General features: G+C 28.3%; 18 protein-coding genes. 12 read left to right on the top strand and 6 right to left on the bottom strand.

What is annotated here, in order from left to right; all coding sequences use genetic code 11:
- Positions 1 to 38 precede the first annotated feature (38 nt).
- The 6 genes from L3J60_RS00090 to L3J60_RS00065 all read left to right on the top strand — a co-directional run bounded on the left by L3J60_RS00090 (position 39) and on the right by L3J60_RS00065 (position 4,422).
- Positions 39 to 599 (top strand): DUF177 domain-containing protein, encoded by a 561-nt coding sequence (locus L3J60_RS00090; RefSeq protein WP_291973124.1) that lies wholly within the window; start codon positions 39 to 41, stop codon positions 597 to 599.
- Positions 586 to 780, top strand: a complete 195-nt coding sequence (gene rpmF / locus L3J60_RS00085) for a 50S ribosomal protein L32 (RefSeq protein ID WP_291973122.1) — start codon at positions 586 to 588, stop codon at positions 778 to 780. The genes L3J60_RS00090 and rpmF overlap by 14 nt, the downstream gene beginning before the upstream one ends.
- Before the next feature lie 149 nt (positions 781 to 929).
- Positions 930 to 1,925 carry a beta-ketoacyl-ACP synthase III gene (locus tag L3J60_RS00080; protein WP_291973120.1) on the top strand — a complete coding sequence of 332 codons (996 nt, stop codon included), beginning with the start codon at positions 930 to 932 and terminating at the stop codon, positions 1,923 to 1,925.
- Positions 1,926 to 1,952: 27 nt separating this feature from the next.
- Positions 1,953 to 2,435: an acetyl-CoA carboxylase biotin carboxyl carrier protein gene (gene accB, locus L3J60_RS00075; protein WP_291973118.1), complete on the top strand. Its 483-nt coding sequence runs from the start codon at positions 1,953 to 1,955 to the stop codon at positions 2,433 to 2,435.
- 77 nt (positions 2,436 to 2,512) lie between these two features.
- Positions 2,513 to 3,871: an acetyl-CoA carboxylase biotin carboxylase subunit gene (gene accC / locus L3J60_RS00070; protein WP_291973116.1), complete on the top strand. Its 1,359-nt coding sequence runs from the start codon at positions 2,513 to 2,515 to the stop codon at positions 3,869 to 3,871.
- Between the two features lie 86 nt (positions 3,872 to 3,957).
- Positions 3,958 to 4,422, top strand: a complete 465-nt coding sequence (locus L3J60_RS00065; protein ID WP_291973113.1) for an Lrp/AsnC ligand binding domain-containing protein — start codon at positions 3,958 to 3,960, stop codon at positions 4,420 to 4,422.
- Between the two features lies 1 nt (position 4,423).
- On the opposite strand, the gene L3J60_RS00060 is transcribed toward L3J60_RS00065, so the two are convergent.
- On the bottom strand, positions 4,424 to 5,122 hold the full coding sequence (locus tag L3J60_RS00060) for a zinc metallopeptidase (protein ID WP_291973111.1): 699 nt from the start codon (positions 5,120 to 5,122) through the stop codon (positions 4,424 to 4,426).
- A gap of 78 nt (positions 5,123 to 5,200) precedes the next feature.
- Between L3J60_RS00060 and L3J60_RS00055 the strand changes: the two genes are divergently transcribed.
- From L3J60_RS00055 to L3J60_RS00030, 6 genes are all read left to right on the top strand, one after another.
- On the top strand, positions 5,201 to 6,238 hold the full coding sequence (locus tag L3J60_RS00055; protein ID WP_291973110.1) for an asparaginase: 1,038 nt from the start codon (positions 5,201 to 5,203) through the stop codon (positions 6,236 to 6,238).
- 297 nt (positions 6,239 to 6,535) lie between these two features.
- Positions 6,536 to 7,285 (top strand): MotA/TolQ/ExbB proton channel family protein, encoded by a 750-nt coding sequence (locus L3J60_RS00050; RefSeq protein WP_291973107.1) that lies wholly within the window; start codon positions 6,536 to 6,538, stop codon positions 7,283 to 7,285.
- A gap of 8 nt (positions 7,286 to 7,293) precedes the next feature.
- Entirely contained in the window at positions 7,294 to 7,755 is a 462-nt protein-coding gene (locus tag L3J60_RS00045) for a hypothetical protein (RefSeq protein ID WP_291973105.1), read from the top strand.
- Positions 7,756 to 7,759: 4 nt separating this feature from the next.
- The gene (locus L3J60_RS00040) at positions 7,760 to 8,377 is read left to right on the top strand and encodes a biopolymer transporter ExbD (RefSeq protein WP_291973103.1); all 618 of its coding nucleotides are present in this window, start codon (positions 7,760 to 7,762) and stop codon (positions 8,375 to 8,377) included.
- 9 nt (positions 8,378 to 8,386) lie between these two features.
- Positions 8,387 to 8,857 (top strand): biopolymer transporter ExbD, encoded by a 471-nt coding sequence (locus tag L3J60_RS00035; RefSeq protein ID WP_291973101.1) that lies wholly within the window; start codon positions 8,387 to 8,389, stop codon positions 8,855 to 8,857.
- A gap of 81 nt (positions 8,858 to 8,938) precedes the next feature.
- On the top strand, positions 8,939 to 9,613 hold the full coding sequence (locus L3J60_RS00030) for a porin family protein (protein ID WP_291973099.1): 675 nt from the start codon (positions 8,939 to 8,941) through the stop codon (positions 9,611 to 9,613).
- Here L3J60_RS00030 and L3J60_RS00025 read toward each other — a convergent pair.
- The 5 genes from L3J60_RS00025 to L3J60_RS00005 all read right to left on the bottom strand — a co-directional run bounded on the left by L3J60_RS00025 (position 9,601) and on the right by L3J60_RS00005 (position 18,233).
- The gene (locus tag L3J60_RS00025) at positions 9,601 to 10,206 is read right to left on the bottom strand and encodes a hypothetical protein (RefSeq protein ID WP_291973097.1); all 606 of its coding nucleotides are present in this window, start codon (positions 10,204 to 10,206) and stop codon (positions 9,601 to 9,603) included. The genes L3J60_RS00030 and L3J60_RS00025 overlap by 13 nt on opposite strands.
- A gap of 20 nt (positions 10,207 to 10,226) precedes the next feature.
- On the bottom strand, positions 10,227 to 11,687 hold the full coding sequence (gene rpoN, locus L3J60_RS00020; protein ID WP_291973095.1) for an RNA polymerase factor sigma-54: 1,461 nt from the start codon (positions 11,685 to 11,687) through the stop codon (positions 10,227 to 10,229).
- A 79-nt stretch (positions 11,688 to 11,766) separates the two neighbouring features.
- Entirely contained in the window at positions 11,767 to 13,200 is a 1,434-nt protein-coding gene (gene asnS / locus L3J60_RS00015; protein ID WP_291973092.1) for an asparagine--tRNA ligase, read from the bottom strand.
- A 92-nt stretch (positions 13,201 to 13,292) separates the two neighbouring features.
- On the bottom strand, positions 13,293 to 15,668 hold the full coding sequence (locus L3J60_RS00010) for an MMPL family transporter (protein WP_291973090.1): 2,376 nt from the start codon (positions 15,666 to 15,668) through the stop codon (positions 13,293 to 13,295).
- Positions 15,669 to 15,722: 54 nt separating this feature from the next.
- Positions 15,723 to 18,233 (bottom strand): DUF5686 and carboxypeptidase-like regulatory domain-containing protein, encoded by a 2,511-nt coding sequence (locus tag L3J60_RS00005; RefSeq protein ID WP_291973088.1) that lies wholly within the window; start codon positions 18,231 to 18,233, stop codon positions 15,723 to 15,725.
- Positions 18,234 to 18,442 lie beyond the last annotated feature (209 nt).

Below are 18,442 nucleotides of genomic sequence, written 5' to 3'. Positions count from 1 at the left end.
ATATTTTATATCTTTGCACGCTCAAATTGAAGATCTAAATGAAAGATTTAAAAGACTTTGACATTTCTTTTATAGGATTAAAAGAAGGAAACCATCAATTTGAATATTTAATTGAAAAAAAGTTCTTTGATTTTTTTAACTACGATGAATTAAATGATTCAAATGTAAAGGTGCACATAAAGTTTTTAAAAAAACCTACTATTTTTGAATTAAATTTTTCATTTTCAGGTTGGGTTGAAATGGCTTGTGATGTTACAAACGAATTATATCATCAACCAATAAAAGCAGAAAACAACTTAATTATTAAGTTTGGTGATGCTTATAACAACGAAAATGAAGAGTTATTAATTCTTCCGCATAGTGAGTTTAAAGTAAATGTTGCTCAATATTTGTATGAATCAATAGTATTGACAATACCTTTAAAACGAATTCATCCAGGTGTTGAAGATGGAACTTTGCAATCTCAAGTTTTAGAAAAGTTAAAAGAATTAGAACCAAAAGAATTAAAAAATAAAATTGAAAACGAGGATATTGATCCTAGATGGAATAAATTAAAGAATATACTAATAGATAAAAATACAAGTAATGGCACATCCTAAAAGAAAAATATCAAAAACCAGAAGAGATAAAAGAAGAACTCATTACAAAGCTGTTGCACCTCAAGTAGCTGTTGACCCAACTACAGGAGAAGCTCACTTGTATCACAGAGCTCATTGGCACGAAGGTAAGTTATATTACCGTGGTCAAATAGTAATTGATTCTGAAGAAAACATAGCTTAATTGGTTTAATATTAAGATTATAAAAACTCTCTTACTGAGGGTTTTTTTATTTTTAACATTTAATCTCATCAGAAAATGATAAAAGTCGCTATTAAATCAAAATAATTTTCATTACTTTGAACCACTTTTTTAGTATGATTTAACTATATATGAAAAAAATTACAGCAGTAATAACGGGCGTAGGAAAGTATGTACCAGATTTTGTTTTAACAAATAAAATGTTAGAAAAAATGGTAGATACAAATGACGAATGGATTACAGCAAGAACTGGAATAAAAGAACGCAGAATATTAAAAGGAGAAGGTAAAGGAACCTCCTATATGGCAATTAAAGCAGCAAAGCAACTTCTAGAGAAAAAAAATCTTGATCCTAAAGAAATTGATTTAGTAATTGTTTCTACTGCAACGCCAGATATGCAAGCGGCATCAACAGCGGTTTTTACAGCAACTCAAATTGGTGCAACTAATGCTTTTGGATTCGATTTAGAAGCAGCTTGTTCAAGTTTTCTTTTCGGAATGTCTGTAGCGTCAAGTTATATTGAATCTGGTAAATATAAAAAAGTGTTGCTTATTGGAGCAGATAAATGCTCATCAATGATTGATTATACTGATAGAGCAACTTGTATTATTTTTGGAGATGGTGCTGGTGCAGTTTTATTTGAACCAAATGAAGAAGGATTAGGGTTACAAGATGAAATTTTAAAAAGTGATGGCGTTGGCCGTGAATTTTTACAAGTAAAAGCAAGTGGCTCATTATATCCTGTAACCAAAGAAGCCATTGATAAAAAAGAAAATTTTGTATTTCAAGATGGTAAAACTGTTTTTAAAAATGCTGTTTTTAACATGGCAGATGTTACTGTGAAAATATTAGAACGAAATAATTTAACTAATGAATCAGTAAATTGGTTAACAGCACATCAAGCAAATAAACGTATTATTGATGCTACTGCAAGAAGAATTAATTTAGACGATTCTAAGGTAATGATGAATATTGAAAAATATGGAAACACAACCTCAGCCACCATTCCATTATTACTATCAGATTACGAAAAACAACTTAAAAAAGGAGATAATATAATTTTTGCTTCCTTTGGAGGTGGTTTCACTTGGGGAGCCATTTACTTTAAATGGGGCTATAACTCATAAAATATAAACAACTAACACCAAAAGAGTATGGATTTAAAAGATATTCAAAATCTTATAAAATTTGTTGCAAAATCTGGAGCAAGTGAAGTGAAATTGGAAATGGAAGATATAAAAATCACCATTAAAACGGGATCAGAGAAAACCGAAACTACTATTGTTCAACAAGCACCAATGGGAATGCCCCAAATGACAATGGGAGTACCTGTAGCTCAAACTCCTGCTGAAATATCAAAACCAGCTGAGGATTCTACAAAAGAAGAGAATTCAAAATATATTGAAATAACTTCACCTATTATTGGTACTTTTTATAGAAAACCATCACCTGATAAACCAATGTTTATCGAAGTAGGAGATAATGTTAATGAAGATACTATAGTTTGTATTGTAGAAGCTATGAAACTATTTAACGAAATTGAATCTGAAGTATCAGGTAAAATAATTAAAGTTTTAGTAGAAGATGGTACACCAGTTGAATTTGGACAACCTCTATTTTTAGTAGATCCATCGTAACGTTTAATCCAAACTTCAATAATTAAATTTATCAACTCTTTGATATTTATTGAAAATTGAAACTTCAAATAGATAGTATGTTTAAAAAAATATTAATAGCCAATAGAGGTGAAATAGCATTGCGCATAATTAGAACCTGTAAGGAAATTGGTATAAAAACAGTTGCAGTTTATTCTACTGCTGATGCCGATAGTTTACATGTTAAATTTGCTGATGAAGCAGTTTGTATTGGTCCTGCACCAAGCAGTGAATCCTACTTAAAAATGACAGCTATTTTTACGGCAGCAGAAATTACCAATGCAGATGCCATTCATCCAGGGTACGGATTTTTAGCTGAAAACGCTAAATTTTCAAAATTATGTGAAGAATATGGTATTAAATTTATCGGAGCTTCTGAAGATATGATTAATAGAATGGGAGATAAAGCATCTGCCAGAGAAACAATGAAAGCTGCAGGTATACCAATAATTCCGGGTTCTGAGGGGATTTTAGAAACTTTTGAAGAAACTGAAAAATTAGCTGATGAAATAGGTTATCCAGTAATGTTAAAAGCAACTGCTGGAGGAGGAGGAAAAGGAATGAGAGATGTTTGGAAAAAGGAAGATTTAAAAGAAAAATGGGATGCCGCCAGACAAGAAGCCTTTGCTTGTTTTGGAAATGACGGAATGTATTTGGAAAAATTAATTGAAGAACCTCGTCATATTGAAATTCAAATAATTGGTGATTCAGAAGGGCACGCTTGCCATTTATCTGAGAGAGATTGTTCTATTCAACGTCGTCATCAAAAATTAACAGAAGAAGCTCCATCACCTTTTATGACCGTTGCACTTCGAAAAAAAATGGGAGAAGCAGCTATTAGGGCAGCAGAAAGTATAAATTATGAAGGTGCAGGAACTGTAGAATTTTTAGTGGATAAACATAAAAATTTCTATTTTATGGAAATGAACACTAGAATTCAAGTAGAACATCCAATTACAGAACAAGTTATAGATTATGATTTAATTTACGAACAAATTAAAGTTGCTGCAGGTATTCCAATTTCTGGAAAAAATTATCTTCCAAAATTACACGCTATTGAATGTAGAATTAATGCAGAAGATCCTTTTAATAATTTTAGGCCGTCACCAGGTGAAATAACAACATTGCATGTTCCAGGAGGGCATGGAGTTCGTGTGGATACTCATGTGTATGCAGGATATACTATTCCGCCAAATTATGATTCTATGATTGCAAAATTAATTACTACGGCTCAAACGAGAGAAGGAGCAATTAATAAAATGCGTAGAGCTTTAGAGGAGTTTATAATTGAAGGAATTAAAACAACTATTCCATTTCATAGGCAATTGATGGATAATCCTGATTATATTGCAGGTAAATATACTACTGCTTTTATGGATAGTTTTGAATTACTTCCAATAGAAGAAGAGGAAGAATAAGTTAAAAAAGTATATTTTAAATTAAAAAAGAGGATTTGGTTTCAAATCCTCTTTTTTTTATAAATTTACCTTCAAATTAAGAACTTATGAAAGAAAAGCAATTACATATTGATGGTATAGATAAAATTATTTTAAAAAGTTTAATGGCAGATGCTCGTACACCAATATTAAGTATTGCTAGAAAAGTTGGAATATCTGGTGCTGCCATTCATCAAAGATTACGAAAATTAGAAGCATCAGGTTTAATAGCAGGTTCAAAATTTGTAATTAACCCAAAAGTAATCGGATATAAAACATTGGCATTTGTGGGTGTGTTTTTAGATACCGCAAGTAAATATTCTGAAGCAATTAAGCGTTTAAAAGAAATACCAGAAGTAATTGAAAGTCATTATACCACAGGAAACTGGGCAATTTTCATAAAAATTTTATGTAAAGATAATGAGCATTTAATGAAATTATTAAATCAAGAAATTCAATCTATTAAAGGAGTAGCCAGAACAGAAACTTTTATATCATTAGATCAACAAATAGATCGACAAATAAAAATATAACTTAATTTCTAGAACCTAAAATTTTTAATCCCCAATAAAGTAACATTGCTAAAGAACCTAAAGCAGCAACCAAATAAGTTCGTGCAGCCCACTTTAAAGCATCTTTTGCTCCTTCTTGTTCATTATTAGTTAACATGTTGTTATTTTTTAACCAAAGCAAAGCTCTGTTACTTGCATCATATTCTACTGGGAGTGTAATAAAACTGAAAATAGTAGCAACTACCATCATTATTAATCCAATTACAGCAATTAAAAATCCTATTCCAGTATTTCCAGATGCTGCACCTAAAATAAGTCCACCAATTATTAACCACTGAGAAAATTTTGAAGAAATATTAACGGCAGGAACAAGTTGTGAACGTAAAGTTAGCCATTTGTACGCTTTTGCATGTTGAACTGCATGACCACATTCGTGAGCTGCTACTGCGGCAGATGCGGTGTTTCGTTGATTATAAACAACATCGCTTAAATTAACCGTTTTGGTGATAGGATTGTAATGATCTGTTAATTGTCCTTGTACTGAAATTACTTTAACATCATAAATACCATTATCATGTAACATTTTTTCAGCAATTTCTTTTCCGCTTAATCCGTTTTGTAAGCTAATTTTAGAATAGTAGGCAAATTTCTTTTTTAATTGGTTACTGACAAGCCAGCTAATTAGTGATATAATTCCTATTAAGACATAAAATCCAATCATCTCTTTAATTTTTTATGTAATGTGTTTTTATTTGGTAAATTTACATCATAAATTATTCCAAAAAAAGAATAAGACAAAATGACAAAAATTCCTCAAATATTATTGATTTATACTGGTGGAACTATTGGTATGCTTAAAGATTATAAAACAGGAGCTTTAAAGAATTTTAATTTTGATAAATTATTAAAACATATTCCTGAAATTAATCAGCTTAATTGTAAAGTACGTAGTATTTCATTTGAAAATCCTATTGATTCCTCTAATATGAATCCTAAATCTTGGGTGTTAATTGCTGGAATTATAGAAGAAAATTATGAAAATTATGATGGATTTGTAGTGTTACATGGTTCTGATACAATGTCATATACATCATCTGCAATTAGTTTTATGTTTGAAAATTTAGCTAAACCAGTAATTTTTACAGGCTCACAATTACCAATTGGAGATTTAAGAACGGATGCTAAAGAAAACTTAATTACCTCCATTGAAATTGCATCAGCACAAGAAAATGGATTGCCAATTATTTCGGAAGTCTGTTTGTATTTTGAATATAAATTATATAGAGCTAACAGAACTACAAAAATAAATGCTGAAAATTTTGAAGCCTTCACTTCACCAAATTTTCAACCTTTAGCTATAAGTGGAGTGCATTTAAATTTTAATAAATCAATAATTTATAAGCCAAAATTAAGAAAGGAATTAAAAGTTAGAAAAAAACTAAATAACAATATTGTTATACTAAAAGTATTTCCAGGTATTAATAAAAAGGTTGTTGAAAGTATTTTAAATATTCCAGATATTGAAGGAGTTATTTTAGAAACCTACGGGTCAGGAAATGCAAGTACTGAATCTTGGTTTATCAATTTATTAAAAAAAGGAATACAAAAAGGTATCCATATAATTAACGTAACTCAATGCGAATCAGGTAATGTTATTATGGGACAATATGAAACAAGTATTGCTTTAAAAGAAATTGGAATTATAAGTGGAAATGATATTACAACAGAGTCTGCTCTAGCAAAATTAATGTATCTTTTAGGTGAAAATATTTCCAAAAAAGAATTTAAAAGTGTTTTTGAAACTTCTTTGCGTGGAGAAATCAGTATTATTGAATAACTATTTTATAGTTAAATAAGCTATTATTAGTCTAATTGTTAATAAACAACTCATTTTTTAATAAAAATTTATTGAATGTTTAAAAAAGTGTTTATTTATAAAAAAATAGCTTAAAGTACTTGTAAAATTTTCAGAATTCAACAATTTTTTGTTACTTGCCATTCGCAAAAGATATCAAAAACAGGGGATGAGAAGAAGTTAAAGACTTCAAAATCTTTCTTTTCTTAAGATTTGTTTGTTTTGTGAAAATTATTTTATATTTAACTCGTAAAAAATTAATAAATTAACTATTACACGATGAAAAGAGTATTTACTATCCTTGCAATTACAGGATTATTGTTATTTGGAGCGGCACCAAAAGCTATAGCTCAAGAAGCTGCTAAAACCGAACAAGTTGCTGACAAACCAGTTGAAGCAAAAACTTTCCGCCAAGAATTAAAACAACGTTTTATTGAAGGAGGACCTTTCTTTATGGGTATTGTATTGGTAACCTTAATTTTAGGTTTAGCAATTGCAATTGAAAGAATTTTATATTTAAACATGGCAACTACTAACACTAAAAAATTAGTGGGTAAAGTTGATGAAGCTTTGGCTTCTGGAGGTGTTGAAGCTGCAAAAGAATTATGTAGAAATACAAAAGGACCTGTTGCTTCTATTTTCTATCAAGGTTTAGATAGAATGGACGAAGGTATTGATAACGTTGAAAAAGCCGTAGTAAGTTATGGTGGTGTTCAAATGGGATTATTAGAAAAAAATATTTCTTGGTTATCTTTATTTATTGCTCTTGCACCAATGCTTGGTTTCATGGGTACTGTAATTGGTATGATTTCTGCCTTTGACTCTATTCAAGTAGCAGGTGACATTTCCCCTGCAGTTGTTGCTGGTGGTATTAAAGTAGCATTATTAACAACAGTATTTGGTTTAGTGGTTGCAATTATTCTTCAAATATTTTATAATTATATTATTTCTAAAGTAGATAGTATTGTAAATAATATGGAAGATGCTTCAATTTCACTTATTGATCTTTTGATTAGACAAAAAAAATAAGAAATATTATGAATAAGAAATTATCAAAAATACTAACCTTAATTACAGGAGTATTTGGACTAATAGGTATCTATTATTTCATTAGAATTGTAATGGCGGGTGATGATTCAATTAAATCAGATGTAGCGTTACAAAATTCTATATTATCGCCATTTATAACTTACTCTTTAATTTTGTTAGTATTAGTTGCGGTTGTTTCTGTCGTTTTTTCATTACTTAACTTATTTAAAAACCCAGAAATATTAAAGAAAACTTTAATAGGTGTAGCCTTTTTTGCTGTTTTATTAGTAATTGGGTATAGTACTGCATCTAGTGGGGCAGTTACTAATAACTTAGGAAATATAATTAAAGATGGAGAAGCAGGCGTAGTGTCTAAATGGGTGAGTACTTTAATAAATTTTAGTTTTTACTTAGGTGTTATAGGCTTAGTGCTGTTTTTATATGATTTTTTAAAATCATTAGTAAAATAATAATATGGGAAGAAGAACAGAAAATTCAGAAATTAATGCTGGCTCTATGGCAGACATTGCATTTTTGCTTTTAATATTTTTCTTAGTAACAACTACTATGGATGTTGATTCAGGTATAGCACGTAAATTGCCTGAAAAAACAAAAGTAGAATCTAAAGTTACTATCAAGGAAAAAAATATCTTAGATATTGTGGTTAACAGAAATAACCAGTTGTTAGTTGAGAATGCAAATGTGAAAGTTGGAGATATTAAGAAATTAGCAATGGATTTTATAGATAATGGTGGAGGATTAAGTGCCCCAAAAGATGGTAAACCTGGAGAGCCTTGTGATTACTGTAATGGAGCAAAAGACCCTGCATCTTCTGATCATCCTACAAAAGCGATTATTTCATTAACAAGCTCAAGAGGAACTACTTATGGTATGTACATTACCATTCAAAATGAAATTGAAATGGCATATAATGAATTAAGAAATAATCTTTCTTTAAAATTATATAATAGATCTTATAGTGATTTAAAGAAGGATTATAAAAATGATAAGTCAGAAGCGATAAAAACGAAATTAGATAATTTGAAAGCAAAATACCCTCAAATTATTACTGAACCTGAACCTATTAAATAATATCAGATTATGAGTAAATTTTCAAAAAAGAAAAAAGGATTGCCTGCAATCTCGACAGCGTCATTACCTGATATTGTATTTATGTTATTGTTCTTTTTTATGGTTTCAACAACTATGAGACAAACAGATTTAATAATTAAGAAACCAGATTTACCTATGGCAAGTGAGGTTAAAAAACTTGAACATAAAAGTTTAGTTAGCACAATTTATGTTGGTAAATCTAAAGATAAACGTATTTCAGGAGATGAAATTCAGGTAAATGATAAAATTATTAAAGTTGGTGATATTATTAGTTTTATTTTATCAGAAAGATCTCAAAGAAAAGAAGATGAAGTAAAATATATGACAACTTCTATTAAAGCAGATAAAAAAGCAAGTGTTGGTACTATATTAGATATTAAAGATCAGCTTAGAGATGTTAATGCTCTTAAGGTTAGTTTTTCAACAAGAAGAGGCGATAACTTTAAAAGTAACTACTAATAACTTTATTAGTTTTATTAAATATATAAGGCAATCATAAATTTGATTGCCTTTTTTTATTTTTAAAAGTATATTTGTTTTATGAAAATTCCACACTATTGGTTTATTGTTTTTTTATTAACAGTCGAAATAAATTATGCACAAAATAATTTATTAAGTGATGATAAATATTTAGAAGATCAAATATATGTTTCTTTAACTTATAATTTATTGCTAAATAAACCTCCTTTAATTAATCAGAATGGCTTTTCGGGTGGTGTTTCTTTGGGCTTTATTAAAGACTTACCAATAAATAAGTCAAGAACTTTAGGGTTTGGAGTAGGAATTGGGTATTCTTATAATGCGTTAATTCAAAATTTAAAAATCAGCCAAATAAATGGAACAACTATTTTTGATGAAGCAGTTAACTTTACCAGTAATAAATTAACAATTAAGTCTGTTGATATTCCTATTGAATTTAGATGGAGAAATTCTACACCTTTAAAATTTAAATTTTGGAGAATATATGCAGGTATGAAATTGTCTTACGTAACTGCTGTAAAATCAAAATTTAGGAGTAGTACGGAATTGGTAAGCACCAAAAATAGTACTGAATTTAATAGATTTCAATATGGATTAACTTTAGCTGCAGGATATGGAACCTGGAATTTGTTTATATATTATGCTCTTAATCCTTTATTTGATAACGCAGTTTTTAACACTAATAAAATAGAATTAAAACAGTTAAATGTTGGATTAAAATTCTACATTATGTAAATAAAATAAACTAAAAATTGTGATAATAAACCTAAAAAGAAACCTATTATTACTTCATTAAGTTTATGAGCGTTTAGGCGAAGTCTTGAAGTTGCTAAAATTCCATCTAACAACAAAAGAGCTACTAATAAAATGATAAGATTAACTTTGTAGTAAAAGCTAAAACAAATAATAAAACCTATTAAACCACTAATTGCAGAGGTATGTAAGCTAACTTTTATTTTAAAATAAAGTAAAACATAGGTTATAATTAAACCTAATCCGTATCCAAAATAAAAAAGAGAAAGTAGATTTACAACTGTAGATTTTAATAACCAATATCCTATAAAAATAGTAATAGATATAAATAAGAGTAAAGGGAATTTACGTTCTTCAATGGTTACCATATGATAACTATCTATCATTTTAAATGATTTTAGCAAAAAAATTAGAATAAGAGGAAAAATATAGGTGATAACAAATATTACGATTAATAAAAATCGCTCCTGCTCTATAAATAAATATTTTGGGAGTAATAAAAAATACAAAATTGCACCAGCAATGGGAAAATTGATTGGGTGGAAAAATGCAGATATAATTTTAGATAATTTCATAGTTTTTTTTTAGAGTAAATCTATATTTTTTTTCGTAGCCTTGCAACAGGAATATCTAATTGTTCTCTATATTTTGCAATAGTTCTTCGTGCAATAGGATAACCTTTTTCCTTTAAAATTATTGCTAATTTATCATCAGTTAAAGGTTTCTTTTTGTTTTCTTTATCTATAACTGAAGATAAAATATTTTTAATTTCTGTGGTAGAAACATCTTCACCTTTATCATTTTTCATAGATTCTGAAAAGAAATCTTTTATTAATCTAGTTCCATAAGGTGTTGAAACATATTTACTATTAGCAACTCTTGACACTGTAGAAACATCCATTTTAATAGTCTCAGCAATATCTTTTAATATCATTGGTTTAAGTTTACGCTCGTCTCCAGTTAAAAAATATTCTTTTTGGTATTGCATTATAGCGTTCATATTCAAAAATAAAGTCTGCTGACGTTGTTTTATAGCATCAATAAACCATTTAGCTGCATCTAATTTTTGTTTGATAAATTGTACTGCATCTTTTTGAGATTTAGACTTAATTTTAGAATCTTTATAACCGTGTAATAAATTATTGTACTCGTTTGAAATGTGGAGATCTGGACTATTTCTAGAATTTAAACTTAAAATTAATTCTCCTTCTTCAATTTTTATGTTGAAATCAGGAACAATTTGTTCTGCAATTTTGTTATTATTTACATAAGAACCACCAGGTTTTGGATTTAATTTTTCAATTTCAGAAATGGCATTTTTTAATTCTACTTCACTTATTTTAAATTTTTGCTGAAGTTTAACGTAGTGTTTTTTTACAAAATGTTCAAAACCTTCTTCAAGTATTTTAATTGCTAAATTACAACTCGGATTCTCTTTTTTTCTTTTTAGTTGGATGATTAAACATTCTTTTAAATTCCTTGCACCAACTCCTGCCGGATCTAAATGTTGAACAACTTTTAATAATCGTTTTAATTCTTCAATGTTGGTATAAATATTTTGAGTAAAGGCTAAATCATCTAAAATATCTTCTAAATCTCTTCTTATATAGCCACTTTCATCTATACTTCCAATTAAAAAATCAGTTATAATTGCTTCATTTTCAGATAAGCTATAAGTATTAATTTGATTTTTTAAATATTGAGTGAATGAAGTACCTGCGGCATAAGGAATTTGTTTTTCATCATCATCAACAGAATAATTATTGGATTGTATTTTATAATTTGGAATTTCATCATCACTCAAATATTCATCAATATTAATATCATCAGCAGTTATACTCTCATTGTCTGTGGTATCAAATTCTGAATTATCTAATTCTGAATTTATAGCATCTTCATCATTTTCTTTGCCACTTTCCAAAGCAGGGTTTTCCTCTAATTCTTGTTTTAACTTTTGTTCAAATGCTTGCGTAGGCAATTGAATCAATTTCATTAATTGAATTTGCTGAGGCGATAATTTTTGTAATAATCTTTGTTGTAAACTTTGTCTTAGCATAAATTTAATTAAAAATATAATAGTTAAAAATACAAAAAAACATAGTATAATTTATACTATGTTTTTGATTTGTTTCTTTTTAGAATTCAGCATTCTGAGGATATCTAGGGTAGGGAATAACATCTCTAATATTTCCCATTCCTGTAGTAAATTGTACTAAGCGTTCAAATCCTAAACCAAAACCACTATGAACTGCTGTACCAAATTTTCGAGTATCTAAATACCACCAAAGTTCTTTTTCGTCAATATGTAACTCTGCTATTTTTTGTTTTAAAACATCTAAACGTTCTTCACGCTGGCTTCCTCCAACAATTTCTCCAATTCCGGGGAATAAAACATCCATTGCTCTAACTGTTTTTCCATCTTCATTTAATCGCATATAAAATGCTTTTATATTAGCAGGATAATCAAATAAAATCACTGGACATTTAAAATGTTTTTCAACTAAAAAACGTTCATGTTCACTTTGTAAATCTGCTCCCCATTCATTAATTAAATATTGAAATTTTTTCTTTTTATTGGGTTTGCAATTTCTCAAAATATCAATAGCTTCAGTGTAGCTTACGCGTTTAAAGTTGTTATTTACTACAAAATTCAGCTTTTCTAAAAGGTTCATGTCACTTCTTTCATTCGCTGGTTTTGATTTTTCTTCTTGTAGTAATCTATTTTCCAAAAACGCTAAATCATCTTTACAATTTTTCAAAGTATAATTAATAACAGATTTGATAAAATCTTCAGACAAATCCATATTATCATCTAAATTATTAAATGCAACTTCAGGTTCTATCATCCAAAATTCAGATAAATGTCTTGTTGTGTTAGAATTTTCTGCTCTAAAAGTTGGACCAAAAGTATATACTTTACCAAGTGCCATTGCATAAGTTTCTGCCTCTAATTGACCAGAAACGGTTAGGTTGGTGGTTTTTCCAAAAAAATCTTTTGAAGTATCTACTTTTCCATCTTCGTTTTTAGGAAAATTATTATAATCAAGCGTTGAAACTCTAAACATTTCGCCTGCTCCTTCGGCATCAGAGCCTGTAATAATTGGAGCGTTAAAATAATAAAAACCTTTTTCAGTAAAGTATTTATGAACTGCAAAGGCTAATGCAGATCTAACACGCATAACAGCACTAAAGGTGTTTGTTCTAATGCGTAAATGTGCATTTTCACGTAAAAATTCTAAACTGTGTTTTTTTGGTTGAATTGGATATTCTTCAGGGTTTGACTCTCCTAAAATTTTGATTTCAGAAACCTGTATTTCAATACTTTGCCCTTTTCCCAAACTTTCTACTAAGGTGCCTTTTACTTTAATTGCAGCTCCTGTTGTTATCCGTTTTAATATATTTTCATCGGTATTTTCAAAATCAACTACACATTGAATATTTTTAATGGTTGAACCATCATTTAACGCAATAAATCTATTGGCTCTAAAGGTTCTTACCCAGCCATTTAAGGTAACTTCATTTAAAAAATTAGTGGAACTTAAAAGTTCAGCAACCGTATATCTTTTCATGTTCTATATTTTAAGAGATGCAAAGATACCAATTGCATTAAAAAATACGAATATCCAGCAATTAAAATTAAAAATTTAAGAAATATTTTAACCTAAAAATTATTATTTTCATCTTCAGGCGGCAAAATATCTAATGTTGGTTCTTTAAAATCTTCTTTATTGGCAATACTTTTTTCTAAAGAAAGTAATAATGAAGGTAACAATATTAAGTTGGATACCATTGCTATTAATAAGGTTATTGATACTAAACCTCCTAGAGCTTTTGTTCCTCCAAAACTTGAAGCTGTAAACACTAAAAATCCAAAAAATAACACTATTGATGTATAAAACATACTTACTCCTGTTTCTTTTAATGCGGCAAGAACGGAAGGTGTAATTTTCCAATTATTTATTTTTAATTCTTGTCGGTATTTTGCTAAAAAATGAATAGTATCATCTACAGAAATACCAAAAGCAATACTAAACACTAAAATTGTAGATGGTTTTATAGGAATTCCTAAATAACCCATTAAACCTGCTGTTATTAAAAGTGGGAAAATATTTGGAATTAATGAAATTAAAATCATTTTAAACGAACGGAACATCATTGCCATAAATAAGGCAATAAATAAAATGGCTAATGATAAAGATATAACTAGGTTATAAATTAAATAATGTGTTCCTTTTAGAAATACTAATGCTTTACCTGTTAGGGTAACGTTAAATTTATCTTTAGGAAATACTTTTGCTACTTTTTGAGCTATTTGAGTTTCAATAATATCCATTTTATCGGTTCCAATATCCTTCATAAAAGTGGTTATCCGAGCATATCTTCCTGTAGAATCAACGTAATTATTTAATAAATTGGTGTTTGAAATTGAATTTTTAGTATAGTTTAAAATCCAATTTTTTTCTTGATTGTTAGGGAGTTGATAAAATGCAGGATTACCATTATAAAATGCCTGTTTAGCATACTTTACTAAATTTAAAATAGAAATTGGTTTAGATAATTGAGGTATTTCATTTATTGTTTCTTCCAACTTATTCATGCGTTTTAAGGTTGAAAGTTTCATTACACCATTTTTCTTTTTTGTATCAATAATTATTTCTAAAGGCATTATGCCTCCAAATTCTTTTTCAAAAAATACAATATCTTTAAAAAATGGTTTTCCTTTAGGCATGTCTTCAATTAAACTACCAGAAACTCGAATCATATAAATACCTATCATACTTATAATAATTAAAGCTACTGTAGTTAAGTAAACTGCAATTCTATGATTTTTTACGATTAAAATAAGTCCTTTAACAATAGATTCAATCCACTTGCGGTCAAGGTGTTTTAAATGTTTTTCTTTTGGCGGTGGTAAAAAACTATAAATAATTGGGATTAATAATAAAGCTAAAAGGAAGATTCCAAATATATTAATAGATGCGATAATACCAAACTGCCGCAACAATTCACTTTTAGTAAAAGCGAAGGTTAAAAAACCTATTGCAGTAGTTGTACTAGTCATTAAAGTTGCGTTACCAATTTTGGTAATAACACGTTGTAATGATTTTGCCTGATTGCCATGCTTTTTAATTTCTTGCTGGTATTTATTAATTAAAAAGATTGCATTTGGAACTCCAATAACAATAATTAAAGGAGGAATTAATGCCATTAAAACCGAAATTTCGTAACGGAACAGTCCTATAAACCCAAAAGCCCAAATTACGCCGATACCTACTACTAAAAAGGCGATAAAAGTAGCCCTAATTGAGCGAAAGAAAAAGAAGAAAATTAAGGAAGTAACTCCTAAAGCCAAGCCAACAAACAAACCAATTTCATCTATAATATTTTGAGCATTCATGGTTCGGATATATGGCATACCAGAAACATGAACTTTTATATTATTTTCTTTTTCAAAATTTTTAATAGCTGGGTTTAGAACGTTAAAAATAAAATCCTTTCGTACAACTGTATTTACAATGTCTTTTTTTAAATAAATAATAGTTCTAAGCGTTTTTGCTTTTTTATTATATAATAAGTTTTCATAAAAAGGTAATTTATTATAAAGCTTATTTTTAATACTTAAAATTTCTTTTGTAGTGTTAGGTTCTTTTGTGTATAAAGGAACGATATCAAATTTTTGCTTAGTTTTATCTTTTTTAAGAACTTTAACATCTCCAATTCCTAATGAAAAGTCAATCTCTGGAAAACTGTCTAATTTTTTTGAAAGTTGGGTCCAAGCTTTAAATTTTTTAGGAGTAAAAATGGTAGAATCCTGAACTGCCATAACAATCAAGTTTCCTTCTTCTCCAAATAACTTTAAAAACTTATTATATTGTATGTTAACAGGATGGTTTTCGGGTAACAAATTAGCTTCTGTATATGAAAAACGCATATATTGCATTTGTGTAGCTAAAAAATAAGTGATTGCTGCTAGTAGTACTAAAATAAAGTAGCGTCCTTTAATAATTATACGTGAAACGTGAGACCAAAAATCCATTAAAAAAATTTCTGCAAAGTTATAAAAAATGTTGACTAATTATTATTTCGCCCATTAAATTCCTAAATTAAGTTTAAAGGTTAATTTAACGGCTAAATTATCGCTCCAAATAGGGTTTGTATAAGCTCCATATCTATAATCTGCACTTAAGCCGAAACCTTTAAATAAGTTATTTAGTTCTAGTCCACTTTCAAAATATCCTTTTTTTAGACTTTTAAATTGAATACCAGTTTGGTAGCTAGGATTATTAATATTACCAATAACGGCTCTAGTTACCAATGTAAATTGTGGTCTAAATTTTTTAAATAATCTAAGTGGTTTTAATAAATGTTTTATATGAATTGCAGCATATCTATCTGAAATAAACTCGTTATAACCCATGGTTTCAAAACTATTGGTTCCTGCTAAATTAATGCGTCTTCTCCAAGGACTTTTAAACGTGTAATTTGGTGCAGAATTAAATAAATGAGAAATAGGAGCATCGCCAAAAACAATACCGCCTTCAATTAAAATTTTAGTAGTTCCCTTTCTAAGTGGTTTTATGTTTTCTAAAATACGTAAATTTACTTGTGTAAAATTAAAATCGCTTTGTAAAATATTTTCAAAACTTTTTGCTACTTGAAATGTAAATTGAGGATATTTATTTTTGATAGTTAACTTTCCAATTGGCGAGTTCATATACTCGCTATTTGGATTGTATTGAAATCCAATAATAGCCAAAGTTAATTGGTATTTGTTTAAATTTTTGGTTGGAGAAATAAATTTATAGTTAAAAACAGGTGAATAATCTCCGGTACTTAATTGAAGTTTGGTTTCAAAATTAGGCTGGACATCATGTTTTAAATCAACACTAATTGTTTTGTAATTGTAAAATTTACTGATGTTTAAGTTTCTTGGATTAACAGGAGAAAAAGAAGTGTTTTTCGCAATAAAATCTAATGAAGCGGCTTCCTTAATATCGTTTGTGTAATTAGCTGAAAGCCAGGTGTTAGTTTCTTTATTTAACCTAATTGATCCACCAAAACTGTATTTAAAATCGTTATCTTTAGTTCCGTAAGCTATGAATGATTCAAGTCTAAATTTTGAAGAAAACTGGTTATTTGTAACTCCTCCAAAACCTAATCGAAGTCCTTCATAATTGTTTAAATTGATAATTTTTCCCAGATTTAAATCGATATATTTTGTTGGGTAAAATCCTTTTAAGATAGAACGAGCTAAATTAATTTTGTGTTCTATATGTTCTTTTTTTGCTAAACTATCTAAAACCAAATAAGTTTTTTTATCACGATTAGAAATGGAATCCGTTCTATACGTATTCCAAAAAAGTTCAGATTTATATGCTGCATCATCCTTAAATTGTATGGTAGTTGCCGATTTATTTATGTTTACGGGTTTATTAATTTCAATATTAAAATTTTTAGTTTTTGAAAGAAAATACGTAATTGTTTCTGCACTATTTTTTTTGGTATTTTGAATGCTATCATTTTTAACAGATTCAGAAAATTGAACCATTCCGCCAAAAAGTGAAATCTGTTTTTTATTAATTCCTTTTTTTATCAAAATATCTTGAACACTAGGAAACCAAATTTTTGATTTTTTTTTGTAAATAAAGTTTTGAGTTGCTTTAATATGAACAATTCCTTTTAATTCAAATATAGCTTTAGTAATTGCAAAACTTTTTTGATCAATATATAAAACGCCTTCAATACCCAAAACTTTTTTATTTTGTTTAGGTTTAAAATGAATTACTACTGATTTTCCTATGGTATTGTTAACCGTGTCTAATATTTTGTACGAATAATGTTTTAATGCATGGTCAGCAATTGGATTATTGTATTTTGTTCCGGCAATAGTATAAAATGGATTGTAAATTGAAAAATTTTGTAACGTAATTGCTAATAATTCATAAACAGGTTGTTGTAACCCAGCCATTCTTGAAGCTAAAATAATTTCTTTTTTCTTTTTTCTTTTTTGAAATTGAAATTCAGATATCTTTTCAGAAATATATAGATGTTTGTTTTCAATTTCTTTACGGAATTTATAATTAGAAGAATCTAATTTAAAAAATGATTTTTTACCGTTAGCAATTTTGAAAATAGAATCTATTTTCCCTTTAATAGAATCTGGGTTAGCCGTAACTAATATTTTATTATATGCATTAAATTTAAACGAATTTAAACGAGTTTCAATATTGTTTTCTTTTTTATTTTTAATAACAGCACGTATAATTTGTAAAGCTGGATTTTCTTTAGCCGTTATTAATACTTCTTTTAAATTTTCTACAGAAGCTTTTAAAGGGATAATTACATATTTTTTAGAATTGCTTACCGCAACTATTTTTGTAGTATAACCAACATACGATATGGTAATTTTTGTAATAGGTTTTGTACTGTTTATTTGAAAAGTCCCATCAATATCAGTTAAAGTACCATTTGTTTTATTTAAGATTACATTGGCAAAAACTAAAGGATTTTTAGATTTAGAGTCAATAACCTTTCCATTAATTTGATATTGTGAAAATACAGAAAGAGGAAGTAATAGTATTAATAAAAATATATTTTTCATTCAATATTGGATGATGGATGTACAAATATAAGTTAACTCGTTGTGCATTTTAACTTTTTAAACCTACTGTTACGTCAGTTCGAGCCTGCCTGACGGCAAGGCAGGTAATTTTTGATAAAAAATTGTATCGAGAACGGCTGTTTTTAAATAAAAAACCTATTCTCGATACTAATTTTAAGCCTAAAAAGGCTAAAATTCACTCGAATTGA

Origin of the sequence: Lutibacter sp. (assembly GCF_021647475.1) — a bacterium.
Classification (GTDB): Bacteria; Bacteroidota; Bacteroidia; order Flavobacteriales; family Flavobacteriaceae; genus Lutibacter.
This window is presented reverse-complemented; position numbering and strand designations above follow the sequence as displayed.

What these genes read in the sequence shown, in the direction of transcription:
- L3J60_RS00060 (WP_291973111.1), bottom strand. Translation starts at nt 5,122, where the DNA reads ATGATTGGATTTTATGTCTTAATAGGAATTATATCACTAATTAGCTGG.
- accC (WP_291973116.1), top strand. Translation starts at nt 2,513, where the DNA reads ATGTTTAAAAAAATATTAATAGCCAATAGAGGTGAAATAGCATTGCGC.
- L3J60_RS00030 (WP_291973099.1), top strand. Translation starts at nt 8,939, where the DNA reads ATGAAAATTCCACACTATTGGTTTATTGTTTTTTTATTAACAGTCGAA.
- L3J60_RS00090 (WP_291973124.1), top strand. Translation starts at nt 39, where the DNA reads ATGAAAGATTTAAAAGACTTTGACATTTCTTTTATAGGATTAAAAGAA.
- rpoN (WP_291973095.1), bottom strand. Translation starts at nt 11,687, where the DNA reads ATGCTAAGACAAAGTTTACAACAAAGATTATTACAAAAATTATCGCCT.
- asnS (WP_291973092.1), bottom strand. Translation starts at nt 13,200, where the DNA reads ATGAAAAGATATACGGTTGCTGAACTTTTAAGTTCCACTAATTTTTTA.
- L3J60_RS00035 (WP_291973101.1), top strand. Translation starts at nt 8,387, where the DNA reads ATGAGTAAATTTTCAAAAAAGAAAAAAGGATTGCCTGCAATCTCGACA.
- L3J60_RS00010 (WP_291973090.1), bottom strand. Translation starts at nt 15,668, where the DNA reads ATGGATTTTTGGTCTCACGTTTCACGTATAATTATTAAAGGACGCTAC.
- L3J60_RS00005 (WP_291973088.1), bottom strand. Translation starts at nt 18,233, where the DNA reads ATGAAAAATATATTTTTATTAATACTATTACTTCCTCTTTCTGTATTT.
- L3J60_RS00065 (WP_291973113.1), top strand. Translation starts at nt 3,958, where the DNA reads ATGAAAGAAAAGCAATTACATATTGATGGTATAGATAAAATTATTTTA.
- accB (WP_291973118.1), top strand. Translation starts at nt 1,953, where the DNA reads ATGGATTTAAAAGATATTCAAAATCTTATAAAATTTGTTGCAAAATCT.
- L3J60_RS00055 (WP_291973110.1), top strand. Translation starts at nt 5,201, where the DNA reads ATGACAAAAATTCCTCAAATATTATTGATTTATACTGGTGGAACTATT.
- L3J60_RS00045 (WP_291973105.1), top strand. Translation starts at nt 7,294, where the DNA reads ATGAATAAGAAATTATCAAAAATACTAACCTTAATTACAGGAGTATTT.
- L3J60_RS00050 (WP_291973107.1), top strand. Translation starts at nt 6,536, where the DNA reads ATGAAAAGAGTATTTACTATCCTTGCAATTACAGGATTATTGTTATTT.
- L3J60_RS00025 (WP_291973097.1), bottom strand. Translation starts at nt 10,206, where the DNA reads ATGAAATTATCTAAAATTATATCTGCATTTTTCCACCCAATCAATTTT.
- L3J60_RS00080 (WP_291973120.1), top strand. Translation starts at nt 930, where the DNA reads ATGAAAAAAATTACAGCAGTAATAACGGGCGTAGGAAAGTATGTACCA.
- rpmF (WP_291973122.1), top strand. Translation starts at nt 586, where the DNA reads ATGGCACATCCTAAAAGAAAAATATCAAAAACCAGAAGAGATAAAAGA.
- L3J60_RS00040 (WP_291973103.1), top strand. Translation starts at nt 7,760, where the DNA reads ATGGGAAGAAGAACAGAAAATTCAGAAATTAATGCTGGCTCTATGGCA.